15 protein-coding genes and 1 other annotated feature are annotated in these 16289 nt (G+C 46.6%); of the genes, 9 read left to right on the plus strand and 6 right to left on the minus strand.

What is annotated here, in order from left to right; genetic code table 11:
* Window positions 1–176: 176 nt before the first annotated feature.
* The gene (metK, locus tag AC2Q9J_RS06755) at window positions 177–1373 is read left to right on the plus strand and encodes a methionine adenosyltransferase (protein ID WP_084246616.1); all 1197 of its coding nucleotides are present in this window, start codon (window positions 177–179) and stop codon (window positions 1371–1373) included.
* Window positions 1374–1418: 45 nt separating this feature from the next.
* On the opposite strand, the gene AC2Q9J_RS06760 is transcribed toward metK, so the two are convergent.
* Complete coding sequence (locus tag AC2Q9J_RS06760) at window positions 1419–1931, minus strand: gamma carbonic anhydrase (protein ID WP_499038318.1); 513 nt, start codon at window positions 1929–1931, stop codon at window positions 1419–1421.
* A 112-nt stretch (window positions 1932–2043) separates the two neighbouring features.
* Between AC2Q9J_RS06760 and AC2Q9J_RS06765 the strand changes: the two genes are divergently transcribed.
* On the plus strand, window positions 2044–2847 hold the full coding sequence (locus AC2Q9J_RS06765; protein WP_499038320.1) for an alpha/beta fold hydrolase: 804 nt from the start codon (window positions 2044–2046) through the stop codon (window positions 2845–2847).
* A 34-nt stretch (window positions 2848–2881) separates the two neighbouring features.
* Window positions 2882–3910 (plus strand): LLM class flavin-dependent oxidoreductase, encoded by a 1029-nt coding sequence (locus tag AC2Q9J_RS06770; RefSeq protein ID WP_499038322.1) that lies wholly within the window; start codon window positions 2882–2884, stop codon window positions 3908–3910.
* Between the two features lie 71 nt (window positions 3911–3981).
* On the opposite strand, the gene AC2Q9J_RS06775 is transcribed toward AC2Q9J_RS06770, so the two are convergent.
* The 3 genes from AC2Q9J_RS06775 to mnmL form a co-directional block, all read right to left on the minus strand.
* Entirely contained in the window at window positions 3982–4314 is a 333-nt protein-coding gene (locus AC2Q9J_RS06775) for a hypothetical protein (RefSeq protein WP_499038324.1), read from the minus strand.
* A gap of 182 nt (window positions 4315–4496) precedes the next feature.
* A complete protein-coding gene (gene mnmM / locus AC2Q9J_RS06780) occupies window positions 4497–5057 on the minus strand; it encodes a tRNA 5-(aminomethyl)-2-thiouridylate-methyltransferase MnmM (protein WP_499038326.1) in 561 nt (186 codons plus the stop codon).
* Window positions 5054–6007, minus strand: a complete 954-nt coding sequence (gene mnmL / locus AC2Q9J_RS06785) for a tRNA modification radical SAM protein MnmL/YtqA (RefSeq protein WP_499038328.1) — start codon at window positions 6005–6007, stop codon at window positions 5054–5056. The genes mnmM and mnmL overlap by 4 nt, the downstream gene beginning before the upstream one ends.
* A gap of 156 nt (window positions 6008–6163) precedes the next feature.
* On the opposite strand from mnmL, the gene AC2Q9J_RS06790 reads away from it, so the two are divergent.
* The 4 genes from AC2Q9J_RS06790 (at window position 6164) to leuS (ending at window position 11612) form a co-directional block, all read left to right on the plus strand.
* Window positions 6164–7360 (plus strand): MDR family MFS transporter, encoded by a 1197-nt coding sequence (locus AC2Q9J_RS06790; protein ID WP_499038330.1) that lies wholly within the window; start codon window positions 6164–6166, stop codon window positions 7358–7360.
* Between the two features lie 180 nt (window positions 7361–7540).
* Window positions 7541–8233 (plus strand): CoA transferase subunit A, encoded by a 693-nt coding sequence (locus AC2Q9J_RS06795; RefSeq protein ID WP_499038332.1) that lies wholly within the window; start codon window positions 7541–7543, stop codon window positions 8231–8233.
* Window positions 8234–8250: 17 nt separating this feature from the next.
* On the plus strand, window positions 8251–8904 hold the full coding sequence (locus tag AC2Q9J_RS06800; protein ID WP_499038334.1) for a 3-oxoacid CoA-transferase subunit B: 654 nt from the start codon (window positions 8251–8253) through the stop codon (window positions 8902–8904).
* 45 nt (window positions 8905–8949) lie between these two features.
* Window positions 8950–9155, plus strand: a binding site (T-box leader).
* 45 nt (window positions 9156–9200) lie between these two features.
* Entirely contained in the window at window positions 9201–11612 is a 2412-nt protein-coding gene (gene leuS, locus AC2Q9J_RS06805; protein ID WP_499038335.1) for a leucine--tRNA ligase, read from the plus strand.
* Between the two features lie 266 nt (window positions 11613–11878).
* On the opposite strand, the gene AC2Q9J_RS06810 is transcribed toward leuS, so the two are convergent.
* Window positions 11879–13144, minus strand: coding sequence for a BaiN/RdsA family NAD(P)/FAD-dependent oxidoreductase (locus AC2Q9J_RS06810; RefSeq protein WP_499038337.1), 1266 nt, complete (start codon window positions 13142–13144; stop codon window positions 11879–11881).
* Between the two features lie 190 nt (window positions 13145–13334).
* Between AC2Q9J_RS06810 and AC2Q9J_RS06815 the strand changes: the two genes are divergently transcribed.
* Together AC2Q9J_RS06815 and AC2Q9J_RS06820 are read left to right on the plus strand one after the other, a co-directional pair.
* On the plus strand, window positions 13335–14939 hold the full coding sequence (locus AC2Q9J_RS06815) for a putative polysaccharide biosynthesis protein (RefSeq protein ID WP_499038340.1): 1605 nt from the start codon (window positions 13335–13337) through the stop codon (window positions 14937–14939).
* A 9-nt stretch (window positions 14940–14948) separates the two neighbouring features.
* Entirely contained in the window at window positions 14949–15662 is a 714-nt protein-coding gene (locus AC2Q9J_RS06820; protein WP_499038342.1) for a pseudouridine synthase, read from the plus strand.
* Window positions 15663–15998: 336 nt separating this feature from the next.
* On the opposite strand, the gene AC2Q9J_RS06825 is transcribed toward AC2Q9J_RS06820, so the two are convergent.
* Complete coding sequence (locus AC2Q9J_RS06825) at window positions 15999–16220, minus strand: DeoR family transcriptional regulator (RefSeq protein ID WP_084246586.1); 222 nt, start codon at window positions 16218–16220, stop codon at window positions 15999–16001.
* Between the last annotated feature and the right edge of the window lie 69 nt (window positions 16221–16289).

Raw genomic sequence — 16289 nt, forward strand, 5'->3', positions numbered from 1 at the left:
TTCCTCATTGAATGATGAGTGAAGGGATTTTTTTATGAATCGCCCTTAATCCTCGTGTACAAAGGCCACAACGGCTTGAAGTTCAATCCATAATGTTTGGAACGGACTTGACATGGGAAAACGAGTACCGTATCAATTTCGAGAGCAATCTCGCAGGATATAAGGAGGAACATTTTTTGACAAACCGTCGATTATTCACATCAGAATCAGTAACAGAAGGACATCCGGATAAGATCTGTGACCAAATCTCAGATGCCATCCTGGACGCGATCCTCGCAGAAGACCCTAATGCACGAGTAGCGTGCGAAACTACCGTTACTACAGGACTTGTTCTTGTAGCAGGGGAAATTACAACAACAACATATGTCGACATCCCGAAAGTGGTGCGCCAGACTGTTAAAGATATTGGTTATACACGGGCGAAATACGGCTTTGACTCTGAAACAAGTGCGGTGTTGACTGCAATTGATGAGCAATCGCCTGATATCGCTGCAGGAGTGAACGTTGCTCTTGAATCACGCGAAGGCCAGATGACAGATAAAGAACTGGATGATATCGGAGCAGGCGACCAAGGTTTGATGTTCGGTTATGCGAACAATGAAACCGAGGAATTGATGCCATTGCCGATTTCATTGGCACATAAATTGGCTCGCCGTTTAGCAGAAGTGCGCAAGGAAGAGATTCTTCCATATTTGCGTCCTGACGGCAAAACACAAGTGACTGTTGAATATGATGAAAACGATAAGCCGCTTCGCGTGGATACTATTGTTATCTCAACACAGCATCATCCTGAAGTAACGCTTGAGCAAATCCAGCGCAATATTAAAGAATATGTCATTGATGAAGTCGTTCCGGCTAATTTGCTGGATGATGAAACAAAATATTTCATCAACCCGACTGGCCGTTTTGTAATCGGTGGACCTCAAGGAGACGCGGGTCTTACTGGCCGTAAAATCATCGTTGATACTTACGGTGGTTATGCACGCCACGGCGGCGGTGCATTCTCCGGTAAGGACGCGACGAAAGTTGACCGTTCCGGTGCATATGCAGCGCGCTATGTAGCGAAAAACATTGTCGCTTCAGGATTGGCTGATAAATGTGAAGTGCAGCTTGCTTATGCAATCGGTGTTGCACATCCGGTTTCAATTTCAGTTGATACATTCGGCACAGGCAAAATCAGTGAAGACCAATTCATCGATCTTGTCCGCAATAATTTCGACTTGCGTCCGGCTGGCTTGATCAAGATGCTTGATCTTCGCCGTCCGATCTACAAGCAGACTGCAGCTTACGGCCATTTCGGCCGCACAGATGTGGATCTTCCTTGGGAGCGCACTGACAAAGCAGATGCTTTGAAAGAACAATCAGGAATTTAATGAAAACAAAAACCCGCACAAGCCTCATGGCTCGTGCGGGTTTTATTATTTCTGCAGGGATTTATAATAAGCGGCTTTCTCGGCATATTCACGGACAATGCGTTCCATGTCGGCGATGTCGTCTTCGTTGAGATCCCGGATGACTTTAGCGGGGCGCCCAAATGCCAGTTTGCCTGGTGGAATGACTTTTCCTTGCGGTACGAGGCTTCCGGCTCCGATAAATGCACCTTCACCGATTTCAGCGCCGTCGAGGATAACAGATCCCATGCCGATCAATGCATTCTTACGGATGATGCAGCTATGGAGCGTCACCTGGTGTCCCACTGTGACATTGTCTTCGAGAATCAATGGATTATTGGGGCTCTGGTGCAGCATGCAGAGATCCTGGATATTTGTTTTATTGCCGATAACGGTTGGGGCTACATCACCGCGGACGACTGTATTGAACCAGATGGAAGATTCTGCGCCGATTTTCACATCACCAGTGATGGTTGTGTAATCAGCGATGAAAGCGGATGGGTCTATTTGCGGGTGTTTGTCATTGTATGGGTAAATCATGGTAAAACTCCTTTAATCAAGATAAGATATCTTTAATGGTAGCAAAACCTTTTGAAAGGTCAACTTTAAGATCTGATATTAATAGAAGATAGATTAAAGGGGGCGTTGGCAAATGTGGAAATGGCAGGCTGAAGGCCAGGCGAAAGCAGTGATCGTAATTATTCACAGTGCATACGAACATCATCTGCGCTACGCTTGGCAGATCAAGGAATGGAGAAGTTCCGGTTTTGAAGTGGTGATGGGAGATCTGCCGGGCCACGGTAAAAACGGGACGATTCAAAAAGCACACACTGAATCATTCGAAGCCTATGAAAAGGCGGTCAGTGAAATGCTGGATGTGGCAATTGAGCTTGAGATACCGGTGTTCATTGTGGCACATGGATTGGGAGCTACGTTGGCCATCAATTATTTGAGCAAACATTCCATTGAAGTGGCAGGTGCCGTATTTACTTCTCCGTGGCTTCATCTGCTGCGGACACCTTCCAAATTATCCAGCGCTTTGTCAGGCGTGCCGAAAATCACCTCACAGATTAAAGTAAAACACGAAATTACAATTGAAGATCTGACCCGGAATCCTGAAGTGATCGAACTTGAAAAGGACGATGAATTATATAAACCGCAGATATCAATCGGCTGGTACCGTGAGCTGCAGGCATATATGAAACAGGCTGCAAGCGGTAAACAGGTTTATCCGGATATTCCGACATTTGTTCAGACGGCAGAGAAGGATTTGATTGCTGATAAAGAAGCGTCGAAAAACTGGCTGAAGCAGCAGAATCTTAAAGAATTCAGTTATAAGGAATGGAAAGATGCCTATCATGATCTTTTTCAGGAACCAGAGCGCGAAGATGTATTTACGACCTCGCATTTATTCATAAAAAATGTTTTACGGTCTATCGGCTATTTAGTGAAATAAGAATTGAAATAAAGTTTGAAAGGAGTGGATGAATGTGGTTTTGCGTTATAGTATTCTCGATCAGTCTCCTGTGTCGGAAGGAAGCAACCCCGGCGAAGCCTTAAAGCAGACAGCCCAATTGGCGCAAGCTGCAGAAAAATGGGGCTACACCCGGTTCTGGGTATCAGAGCATCACGATGCAGCGACATTGGCAGGTTCATCTCCTGAAATCCTGATATCCCATTTGGGGGCAGTGACGGAAAAAATCCGGCTGGGGTCCGGAGGCGTGATGCTTCCGCATTATTCTTCTTTCAAGATTGCGGAAAATTTTAAATTGCTGGAAGCGCTATACCCGGGCCGTATCGATGCAGGCGTCGGCCGGGCACCGGGTGGAATGCCCAGAGCTTCATTGGCGTTGAATGAAGGAAGATCCCGGAATGTCGACCGTTTTCCGGACCAGATAGACGAATTGTCCATGTATCTGAACGATGCAATACCGGAAGACCATATGTACCACGGTATGAAAGCGACACCGCTGACTGAATCAGCGCCACCGATATGGATTCTTGGTTCAAGTATGACGTCGGCTTTATTGGCGGCTGAAAAAGGGCTGCCTTATATGTTCGCACAGTTCATCAACGGTGAAGGCGGACAGGATTTTACCCGTACTTATAAGGAACGTTTTGAATCAGCCGGAGACGCTCGCCCCTATGTCGGATTTGCGATTTTCGTCATTTGCCAGGAAACAGAAGAGGAAGCCGAAAGAATCGCGTCTTCTTTGGATCTTGCCTTATCAATGGGTGCACAAGGCATGCCTTCGAAGGGCACGCCGCCGCCTGAAAGGGCGCTTGCTTATGAATATACAAAGTTTGAGAAGCTGCTTGTTGAAGAGAATCGGCGCCGCATGATCGTCGGCACGCCCCGAATGGTAGGAGATCGATTGGAAGAGCTTGTGGAGGAATATCAGGCAGATGAAGTGATGCTGGTTTCCATGGCTTATGATTTCAATGATAAACTGAAGACGTTTGAGCTGGTGGCTGATGAAATGAAGAAAAGAAATTCACGCAGCAAAATAGAACAATAAAAAATACCGCTGGGATGCTTGTGCATCGGGCGGTATTTTTAATGCATCGGTTTATGGCTGTGCGCTGAAACCTAGAAGCCAATTCCCAGAAAGTATTCCCGGTAAGCAAAAAATGAAACGACCAGCATAACAGCTACATACATGATGGATCCAATCAGGATATAAGAGCGCTCAGAAACGGCAGCTTTGTGTTCCATCCGAATTCCGGTCTGCCCTTGTATCGACATATCCATCTGCCTTGAAGCCATGCCGCCTTTGCTGGTGATAAAATAGATTAGAATGAGGGCAAGACCGCCGACGGGGATCGAAATATCAAGAAATGACATATTCAAAAGTACAGAAGCGATCCAGTTCAAGGCACCGATAATAACGACAGTCAATAAAATTGTGATCATATTTTTCATTATATTTTCCTCCTTTCGGCAATAAGTCGGTGGAAATTTTATCCTTTACTATTAGATTATACGGTTTCAGTAGCGCGAAGTTTCATTTGTTTATAGAATTTTCTGTATTCTAAAAGCGGGAAATCTCTAGGAGAATAGAAAAAGCGATTGCATCGTTTGATACAATCGCTTTTTGATATTGATTATTTCTTTGTTTTTTTCTCAATTGCAACCAGAAAAGGAGGGGAATGCTGCTGATTGATGAATTGGTATTTCATTACATCGAATTTGGTTTGCGGCAGCTGTGACACAAAACCCATTACGGCATCCCGTTCTTCGCTGCCGCCTTCATGTCCCGAATAGATGACGATGGCGACGATTCCTGTCTCCTTCAAAAGCTCCAAGCATTGGGTGATGGCTGCCAGCGTTGTTTCTGATTTCGTGATTATGCTGTGGTCGCCTTTTGGCAAATAGCCAAGGTTGAAGACGGCTGCGGCAATTTCTTCTGTGACATACTGAGCGATATTGGCGTGGCTGTCGAGAATCACGTCGACATTGCGATAGTCTTTGACCCGTTCTTTAGTTGCTCGGACAGCATCTTCCTGAATATCGAAGGCGTAAACTTTTCCGGCATCACCAGTTAGTTGGGCCAGAAACAATGTGTCATGGCCATTGCCGGCAGTCGCGTCAACCACTTTATCGCCTTCAACAACCGCCTCTTGCAATAAAGATTTAGTGAATGGCAGAACACGCATCAATGTCATGCTTCCACCATCCCCTGATAGTATTTCCCTTGCCAGCTTCCGCGCCTTTCAAGTTCAGCGTCAATGCCGTTCAGGACATCCCATTTATTGACGCTCCACATCGGACCGATCATCAATTCGATAGGGCCGTCACCGGTTATGCGCTGGACAATCATTTCGGGGGGGATCACTTCCAGCTGATCGGCTACGAGTTTGATGTATTCATCTTTTTCAAGGAATTCCACCATGCCTTTTTCATATTGTTTGACCATGGGTGTGCCTTTTAAAAGATGCAACAGGTGGATTTTGATGCCCTGGACATCCAATTTAGCGACTTCTCGTGCTGTTTCCATCATCATATCCCGGTCTTCAAGCGGTAATCCGTTGATGATATGGGTACAGACGCGGATGCCGCGGCTGCGCAATTTTTCGACTCCTTCTATATATAAAGAAAAATCATGTGCCCGGTTTACTAATCGGGCGGTTTTATTATGGACAGTCTGTAAACCCAGTTCAATCCATAAATAAGTACGTTCATTTAATTCAGCAAGATACTCGACCACGTCATCCGGCAGGCAATCCGGACGGGTGGCGATGCTGAGTCCGATGACATTCTCCTGTGCGAGTGCAGCTTCGAATTTCTCTTTGATGACCGGAAGCGGAGCATGGGTATTTGTATAAGCCTGAAAATAAGCGATGTATTTGCCGTCTTTCCATTTTTTATGCATTTTTGCTTTGATCTGTTCGAATTGGACCGGGATCGGATCGACCCGGTCTCCAGCAAAATCACCGGACCCTGCTACCGAACAGAAAGTGCATCCGCCGAATGCGACAGTGCCGTCCCGGTTAGGGCAGTCAAAGCCAGCATCAAGTGCAATTTTCATTACTTTATGGCCAAAATGGTCGCGTAAGTGGCGATTCCATGTGTAATAGCGTTTGCCGTCTGAAGAAAAAGGCAGGTTCATTTCCATAAAAACAACTCCTCTTTTTTGTATTGTAGCATGGCCGGATTTAGGCTCACAACGGCAGAAAAATCTGTTATTTCCGGTTCGCTGAAAATCTTCTTGTAGAGTGCGGGTAAAAGGAATACAATGACTCTTGGAAATGAGCTAAGAGGAGACAGAACGATGCCGAAACAAGTATGGCTATTAATCATCGGAATGCTCGTCAATGTTACCGGGAATTCATTCCTGTGGCCGTTGACGACTATCTATATGCACGACCATTTAGGAAAATCATTATCACTTGCCGGCCTTGTGCTGATGGCTAATGCGGGAGCCGCTGTCATCGGGAATCTGCTCGGGGGCATGCTGTTTGACCGCATCGGCGGCTATAAATCGATAATGGGCGGAATCATTGTCACGATTTTCGCTTTGACAGGATTGACCATTTGGCATGATTTTGTGCCATTCGTGGCGTTTTATACCATCATCGGATTCAGCGGCGGAATAGTGTTTCCGAGCATGTATGCGATGGTCGGAACAGTATGGCCGGAAGGCGGCCGCAAAGCGTTCAACTCTATTTATCTGGCACAGAACGTGGGCGTGGCAGTCGGTCCGGCAATGGCAGGTGTACTGGCTGCGTTGAGTTTTGATTATATATTCATGGCAAATCTCGGAATGTATATCGTGTTTTTCTTTATCGCGTTATTCGGCTTTAAATCGATGTCGATTTCCGCGTCTTCACATACCAGTGTATTCAATGAAGGCAAAAAAATCCGCAACCGGGCGCCGTTCTATGCGCTGCTCATTGTCTCGGCTGGCTATCTGCTGTGCTGGGTCGGCTATGTCCAATGGCAATCGACGATATCCGCCTACACACAGGAAATCGGCATCACCTTGCCGCAATACAGTTTTCTATGGACATTGAACGGTGCTTTGATCGTACTTGGACAGCCCCTGATTCGCCCGATCATCAAACGCATCGAAGATAATATCAAGCAGCAATTGCTGATTGGAATCGTTATTATGATGGTGTCGTATCTGGTCGTCGCTTTTGCAGAGGAATTCAGCATGTTTGTAATTGCCATGGCGATTTTGACCATCGGAGAAATGTTCGTCTGGCCGGCTGTTCCGGCACTCGCCAATCAACTGGCGCCAAAAGGGCGGGAAGGGTTCTATCAGGGAATCGTCAACAGCGTAGCCACCGGCGGCCGCATGATCGGCCCTTTGATGGGCGGATTGATGGTTGACCTTTACGGAATGTCGGCTCTCTTTATACTGATAACTATTTTGCTTGTGGCGGCAATCGGAACTTCATTGGTCTACGATATTCCGTTGAAAAAGAAACAGGCTGCTATGGATCAGGAAAAGGCGATAATTTGAATCACTTTTAGGAACTGCGCAGATGCGGAGTTCTTTTTTTTATTGTCATATTCCAAAGTCAATTGAGCTGACGGCTGTTTTAGCTCTATGTTGCGTTTCATAGGGGACTTTGTTTAAATTAAGAATGAAAGCGTTTAAATAGTATGAATACTATGTACATAAAGCTGAGGGGGAATAAAAATGAAACCTATTTACAGTTCCGCTAAAGAAGCGGTCGAACAAATTCAGGACGGGGCCACGATTATGGTGGGGGGCTTCGGTCTTGTCGGTATTCCCGAGCAATTGATATTGGCTTTGGTGGATAAAGGCGTAACCGATCTTACCGTCATTTCCAATAATTGCGGCGTCGATGAATGGGGTCTTGGACTGCTGCTGAAAAATAAACAGATTAAAAAAATGATCGGCTCCTATGTCGGAGAAAATAAAGAGTTTGAACGCCAGGTGCTGTCTGGTGAAATCGAAGTCGAGCTGACGCCGCAAGGTACACTCGCGGAAAAAATGCGCGCAGGCGGAGCGGGGATTCCTGCTTTCTTCACTCCTGCAGGCGTCGGGACTACGGTTGCTGAAGGAAAAGAAATACGTGAATTCGATGGTAAGGAGTATGTGCTTGAGCATGCTCTGAAAGCTGATTTTGCGTTGGTGCGTGCCGCTAAAGCAGATAAGATGGGCAATCTGGTATACAACAAGACTGCGCAAAACTTCAATCCGCTTGCAGCTGCAGCCGGGAAAATCACCATAGCAGAGGTTGAGGAAATCGTCGAAACAGGTACGATTGACCCGAATCATGTTCAAACCCCAAGCATCTATGTACAGGGCTTACTGGAAGCAAAACAGGAAAAACGCATCGAGCGTTTAACGACAAGACAGGCTTAAGGGAGGAAATCGATCATATGGACAAGCAATTAGTGAGAGAACGCATAGCGAAACGCGCAGAAAAAGAAATCAAAGACGGCGACTACGTCAACTTAGGCATCGGCATGCCGACTTTAGTGGCGAATTTCATTTCAGACAATAAACAAGTTGTTCTGCAATCAGAAAACGGCCTTCTTGGCATCGGACCATATCCGACTGAAGAACAAGTCGATCCTGACTTGATCAATGCCGGCAAAGAAACGGTTACGACCATTCCGGGATCTGCATTCTTCACAAGCGCCGAATCGTTTGCGATGATCCGCGGCGGCCATATCGATGTGGCAATCTTAGGCGGCATGGAAGTTGCCGAGAATGGCGACCTTGCCAACTGGATGATTCCGGGCAAAATGATCAAAGGCATGGGCGGCGCGATGGATCTGGTCCACGGCGCCAAGAAAGTCATCGTGATCATGGATCATGTGTCGAAAGACGGCTCCGCGAAAATCAAAAAGCAATGCGACCTTCCGTTGACAGGCAAAGGTGTCGTCAATAAAATCATCACAGAGCGCGCGGTTATAGAAGTGACTGAGCAGGGACTTGTGCTGACTGAAGTATTTGAAGGCTTCAGTGTGCAGGATGTCGTCGATTCGACAGACGCGCCGCTCGATACGGAAAACGTCAAAGTATCCTGAGCTATTGCCAAAAATCGGCTGCTCAGCTAGAATAGGATGTAATAGCAAAAGACTTTGATGAGGATCAGTAGATCGTGTTTATTCCCCCAGAGAGCCGGCGTTTGGTGCAAGCCGGTGGATAAAGCGGTTGAACTCGCCTTTGAGTCTGTGTATGTGAATCCAGTAATATGCACCGTTCTCCGCGTTAAGGAATCAAGTTGGGCGAGCAATCGCTAATTTGGGTGGTACCGCGGGTGATTCCCGTCCCTTATTTTTATAAGGGGCGGGGATTTTTTATTTTGAGGAGGAAAAAGACAATGACATTCAAGCACAAAGTTATCGAAAAGAAGTGGCAGAAACATTGGGATCAGAACAAGACATTCAAACTGGAGACGGATTTTGACAAGCCGAAATTCTACGCGCTTGATATGTTCCCGTATCCATCAGGAGCCGGTCTTCACGTAGGGCATCCGGAAGGCTATACGGCGACAGATATTTTGAGCCGTATGAAACGCATGCAGGGCTATAATGTTTTGCATCCGATGGGCTGGGACGCATTTGGGCTTCCTGCCGAGCAGTACGCGCTTGATACAGGCAATGACCCGGCTGAATTTACGGCGAAAAACATCGCGACGTTCAAACGCCAAATCCAGGAACTTGGTTTTTCGTATGACTGGGACCGTGAAGTCAACACAACGGATCCGAAATATTATAAATGGACGCAGTGGATTTTCATCCAGCTGTACAATAAAGGCTTGGCTTATGTCGACGAAGTAGCGGTCAACTGGTGTCCGGCGCTTGGCACAGTGCTTGCCAACGAAGAAGTGGTTGACGGAGTATCAGAACGCGGAGGCCATCCGGTCGAACGCCGTCCGATGCGCCAGTGGGTATTGCGCATTACAGAATACGCGGACCGTTTACTGGAAGATTTGGATGATCTTGACTGGCCGGAAAGCCTGAAAGATATGCAGCGCAATTGGATCGGTAAATCCGAAGGGGCTGAACTTGAGTTCCAGATCGATGGCAATGGCCATTCTTTCCGCGCATTTACAACTCGCCCTGATACGATTTTCGGCGCGACTTATGCGGTATTGGCGCCGGAACATAAATTGGTGGCGTCAATTACCACACCGGAACAAAAAGAAGCTGTTGAGAAATACATTGATGACGTGAAGACCAAGAGCGATCTTGAGCGTACGGATTTGGCGAAATCCAAAACCGGCGTGTTCACAGGAGCTTATGCCATCAATCCGGCAAGCGGCGACAAGATGCCGATCTGGATTGCGGATTACGTTTTGGCAACTTACGGAACTGGCGCAATCATGGCGGTGCCTGCGCACGATGAGCGCGATTACGAATTTGCGAAGCAATTCGATTTGCCGATTGTGGAAGTCGTGTCCGGCGGAAACATCGAAGAAGAAGCTTATGCCGGCGACGGTGAATTAATCAATTCGGATTTCCTTAATGGATTGAATAAAACCGAAGCGATTGCAAAAGCGATCGACTGGCTTGTTGAAAAAGGAGTCGGCGAGAAGAAAATCACGTATCGTCTTCGCGACTGGCTGTTCAGCCGCCAGCGTTATTGGGGCGAGCCGATTCCAATCATCCACTGGGAAGATGGCACAATGACGCCGGTTGATGAAAAAGATCTTCCATTGATGCTGCCGGTGACGACAGACATCAAACCGAGCGGCACAGGTGAATCACCGCTTGCGAATATCGATGAATGGGTCAACGTAGTGCACCCGGAAACCGGAATGAAAGGCCGCCGTGAAACAAATACAATGCCTCAATGGGCGGGCAGCTGCTGGTATTACTTGCGTTATATCGATCCGGACAACGACAATGCGATTGCTGACCCGGAATTATTGAAACACTGGCTGCCGGTTGATGTTTATATCGGCGGTGCCGAGCACGCGGTGCTTCATTTATTGTATGCACGCTTCTGGCATAAAGTACTTTACGATATCGGTGTCGTACCGACGAAAGAACCTTTCCAGAAATTGTATAACCAAGGAATGATTTTGGGTGAAGGCAATGAAAAAATGTCGAAATCCAAAGGCAATGTCGTCAACCCGGACCAAATCATCGAAAGCCACGGAGCGGATACGCTGCGCCTTTACGAAATGTTCATGGGGCCGCTTGACGCATCGATCGCCTGGTCGACCAACGGACTTGAAGGGGCACGCCGCTTCCTTGACCGTGTATGGCGCCTATTTATTGAAGACGAAGGGTTAAGCGCGAAAATTGTTGATGCGAACGACGGCAAATTGGAAAAAGTCTATCACCAGACAGTCAAAAAGGTGACAGAGGATTTCGAGGGGCTTCGATTCAATACAGCCATTTCGCAAATGATGGTCTTCATCAATGAAGGCTATAAAGCGGATGCGATTCCGAAGGAATATGTCGAAGGATTTGTGAAGATGCTGTCTCCGATAGCGCCACATGTAGCGGAAGAGCTGTGGGAGAAATTGGGCCACACAGAAACTGTCACTTATGCGGAATGGCCAGTATTCGATGAGTCGAAAATGGTTGACGATGAAGTGGAAGTCGTTGTCCAGGTGAACGGCAAAGTGAAAACGAAAATTGTGGTGGCGAAAGACAGCACGAAAGAGGAATTGGAAGCGGCAGCGCTTGCGGATGAAAGTATCCAAAAAGCGGCTGAAGGCAAACAGATCCGTAAAGTGATCGCGATTCCAGGAAAATTGGTGAATGTGGTTATCGCGTAAATCTTTGGACCGGAGTTTCAGCTTGAGGGCTGAAGCTCTGGTTTTTTATTGGGTGAATTTGGAAGATTAGGAGCTGGATTGTTACAGGACAGTAATGTGTCGCTTCCGGACAGTATTTTTGATATGCGGACAGTATTTGATCCGTTCCGGACAGTATTTTAATTCTGCGGACAGTAAATCCTTAATTTGGAAAATTACTTTGATGATTGCTGATAAATTAGCCAAAAAATAACCCTTCGCAAGCTCATGCGAAGGGTTTTCTCTGTTTATATTTGTTTTGCAAATTCTGCTGCGCTTCGTCCTGCCACGTTTCCTGTCACTAGCGCGGAAGTGATGTTATAGCCGCCGGTGTATCCGTGGATGTCGAGAATTTCACCGCAGAAGTAAAGGCCGGGCTTTTTGCGTGAAGCCATCGTTTTCGGTTCGATTTCCTTGATGGAAACGCCGCCGCCTGTCACAAATGCTTTTTCAATTGGCTGTGTACCGGTAACTTCCATAGTGAATGCGGTAAGTTGCGCTGCCATTGACCTCACTTTGTCACTGGCAAGTTCAGCGCCTGTAATTGCCGGATCAATTCCCGCCCGTTGCAGGAGGAAAAGGAGCCAACGCTCTTGCGCTAAGCTTTTCCATACGTTTTTCACGGATTTCTTCGGCTCATTCTTCATCATTTTGAACAGAAGCTGGAATGCGGATTCCGCATTTTCATCCGGCATTGAGTTGATGCGCATTTCAACTGGAGCACCATTGGTTTTCTTCATTTCTTTCACGACGTACTGGCTGCATCTGAGAACAGCAGGGCCGCTCAAACCGAAATGGGTAAACAGCATGTCCATCTGGTGCGTCACCAGGACTTTCCCTTTTTTATTCAAAACGGAAACAGCGACGTCCCGAAGAGCAAGCCCTTGCAAATCGCGGCTGACGATGAACGGCTCTTTTGACAAGAGCGGCACTTCAGTCGGATACAAATCGGTGACGGTATGGCCAGCTTTTTCAGCCCACGGATAGCCGTCTCCGGTCGAGCCGGTCTGCGGAACAGCTTTGCCGCCGACTGCGACGACGATTGATTTGGCTGTATATTCGTCGCCGGAATGCAGCCGGACGCCAGTCACTTTGTCATCGGTAATCAATAATTTTTTCACAGGCGAATCCAGCAGTACAGTTACGCCGAGGCGGTCCATTTCACGGAACATGGCATCGGCGACATCCTGCGCCCGGTTCGAAACAGGGAACATTCGGCCGTGGTCTTCTTCTTTCAAAGCCACACCGAGCCCTTCAAAAAAGGAGATGATGTCTTCATTATTAAATACGGAAAAAGGACTGTGGAGAAATCTTCCGTTCCCGGGGATATTTTTCACAATTTCGTCAAGAGGCAGCCGGTTGGTGACATTGCAGCGGCCTCCGCCTGATATGATCAGCTTTTTCCCAAGCTTTTTGCCTTTTTCAATTAATAAAACTTTTTGGTTGCGTGAAGCTGCGGCGATGGAAGCCATCAATCCTGAGGGACCCCCGCCGATGATTATAACGTCATACATATAAGAAGAACTCGCTTTCGTTTTTAGTGTGCAGTTTTCAGCGCCCAGCATATCTTTTCAGAGCTAAACGGCCATTTCCACTTTAATATTAGTATACACGATGCTTCAAAATCCGTTGAGTATTTCCATTTATAAGTGTAAACTATCGTGTAGATTGTTTTTTTATCAAGAATTAGTCAGGAAGTGCAAAATGTCAACGTTAATTAAAGGAACCGCCATTTTGACTTTGGGCTTGTTTTTATCCAAAGTGCTTGGCGTCATCTATATTATTCCATTTTATGGCTTGGTCGGAAAAGAAAATATCGGACTCTACCAATATGCCTACATACCATATAACCTGATGCTGGCAGTTGCCATATCCGGTGCGCCGCTTGCTTTCTCGAAGTTCGTGGCAAAATACAACAGTCTCGGAGATTATGAAACCGGCAGGAGATTGCTTCGTTCAGGTATTATGACGATGATGGTCACGGGATTCCTGGGATTCCTGTTAATGTATGCTCTGGCTGAACCACTAGCCCGGATCACAATTTCTGAAAAAGAGGAAATCTACTCTTTGGATGATGTTGCCTCTGCCATCAAATGGGTCAGTTTTGCTTTGATCGTCGTACCATTTATGAGTTTATGGCGAGGTTTTTTCCAAGGCTATAATTACATGATGCCTACTGCAGTTTCACAATTGATCGAACAGATTGTGCGCATCATTTTCCTCCTGGGAAGCGCCTATATTGTGATCGAAGTAGTTGGCGGATCACCTAAAACGGCTATTCAATTTGCCGTTTTATCTGCGGCAGTAGGAGCACTTGGCGGTGTTTTGGTCCTCTTCTACTATTGGAAAAAGAAAAAGCCCGAATACAATGAGCTGCGCCAGAATTCAATTGAATCGTATGATGTAGGTCTCCGGGATATGTACCGTGAGATTCTCACCTACGCTATTCCGATCGTGTTTTTAGGAGTTGCGAATCCGCTGTTCCAGTTCGTCGATTTGCTGACATTTAACCGGGCGATGGATGCGGCGGGCAATTTACCTGAAACCGATCTGCTTGGAATATTAAATCTGACGGCGCATAAACTGGTTCTGATTCCGGTTATGCTTGCGACAGGTTTCTCAATGGCTCTAATACCGTTGATCACCAAATACTTTACGCTCAATGAACATAAATCATTAACGAGAACACTTGATCAATCATTCCAGATGATTATTTTCCTTACATTGCCGGCAGTTGTTGGTATGACGTTATTGTCGGATGAGCTTTATCATATCTTCTATGAACAAAGCGAAATTGGTTCGGAAATCCTGGCTCATTATTTACCGGCAGCAATTTTGTTTTCTTTATTCCCGGTGACGGCTTCAATCTTGCAGGGAATTAATCAGCAGAAATGGATTGTCTTGAATCTAATGACTGGTTTATTGCTTAAATTATCCCTGAATATCCCGCTGATTAAACTGTTTGAAACGGACGGGGCGATTGGCGCTACAGTCATCGGTTATTCTGCAGCCATTGCCATGAACATCGGCGTCATTATGGTAACGATGAATTACCGGTCTTCAATGGTTGTGCGCCGTATCATGCTGATCGTATTAATGAATGTTGTAATGGCAGCCGTTGTTTTATTGGCGTTAGCAGGCCTTGATCTCTTCATTGATATGGATACTAAGATTCAGTCGATTATCCGAATCCTGATTGTCGGAGGAATTGGCGGAGCTGTTTACGGGTTTATCGCGCTGCGCACCGGCATTGCACAGAAAATATTCGGCGAACGGCTGACAAAATATACACGTAAATTCGGTTTTTAGGAGGCCCAAATGCGAATAGATAAATTTTTATCAAATATGGGCTTCGGTTCCCGAAAGGATGTAAAAGTTCTTTTGAAGTCGAAGGCGGTGGAAGTGAACGGCGAAGTGGTGCGGGATGCAAAACAGCATGTCGACGAAGTGGCTGACCTTATCACTGTTGCTGGTGAAACAGTGGAATATGCGGAATTCATCTATCTGATGATGAATAAACCGCCTGGTGTCATATCTGCGACAGAAGATAAGTACGATGGGACCGTGATCGATCTGCTCGGTGATGAAGAACGCCATTTTGAGCCGTTCCCGGTAGGGCGGCTTGATAAAGATACAGAAGGTTTACTGCTGCTCACCAATGATGGCAAATTGGCGCATGAATTGCTGTCGCCAAAAAAACATGTGGCGAAGACTTATTATGCGCGGATTGATGGCGTCGTTACGGAAGAAGACGGTGAGGCTTTCCGGAATGGCGTAATTCTTGATGATGGCTATCAGACGAAAGAGGCTTTTTTGAAAATCCTGAAGAGCGGCGTTGAGTCGGAGATTGAACTGACGATTACAGAAGGGAAGTTCCATCAGGTGAAGCGCATGTTTGAAAGTGTCGGAAAAACTGTGGTTTACCTGAAGCGGCTGTCGATGGGCTCGCTGGAACTGGACCCGGATCTTGAACTCGGTGAATACCGTTATTTGACGGAAGAAGAGCTTATCGGATTGAAAGAGAAAAAATGACCGCCAAAGTTGGCGGTCATTTTTTATTGAAAGATTATTTTTAATAGTGGACAGACGAAAGCGCCCTAACTTTTTGGGCGCTTTTAGTTGTCTAGACTCCGGCGGCCCAGCTCTTCGGGTCATAAGCCACTTTGGCTGTGCGGCTGAAAAGACGCCGCTTCGCCAAATCGTCTTATGTCTTTCAGAGCTTAACGGGCACCGTCGCTTTTCGTTGTCTAGACTCCGGCGGCCCAGCTCTTCGGGTCATAAGCCAGCTCAGCTGCATGGCAAAGGACGCCATTTCGATGATCTGTCTTATGCCTTTCAGAGCTTAACGGGCACCGTCGCTTTTCTTTTCTAAGATGTCATCTTCACTTTTTTTTGCGTCGTTGTCCATTTGCCCCGACTTGGACTTGTCACCAAATCGTTAAAGGCTAACACATTCAAATCTCTTTGAATGGTGCGAGGAGTGATGCCGAATTCATCGACTAAATCTTGCGTAGTTACAGTCCCGTTTTCGAGGATGTACTTATACATATCTTTAATTCGAATTAGCATGCGATCCGTAGTAGGTTTCATAAAAGAGAACCACTCCTTCATCTTTATTCCCGTTGGCAAAGACTAGCGGACGAGTTGCCGGGGTATACC

It is taken from the genome of Planococcus sp. RAB007_Raresut, from assembly GCF_057369535.1.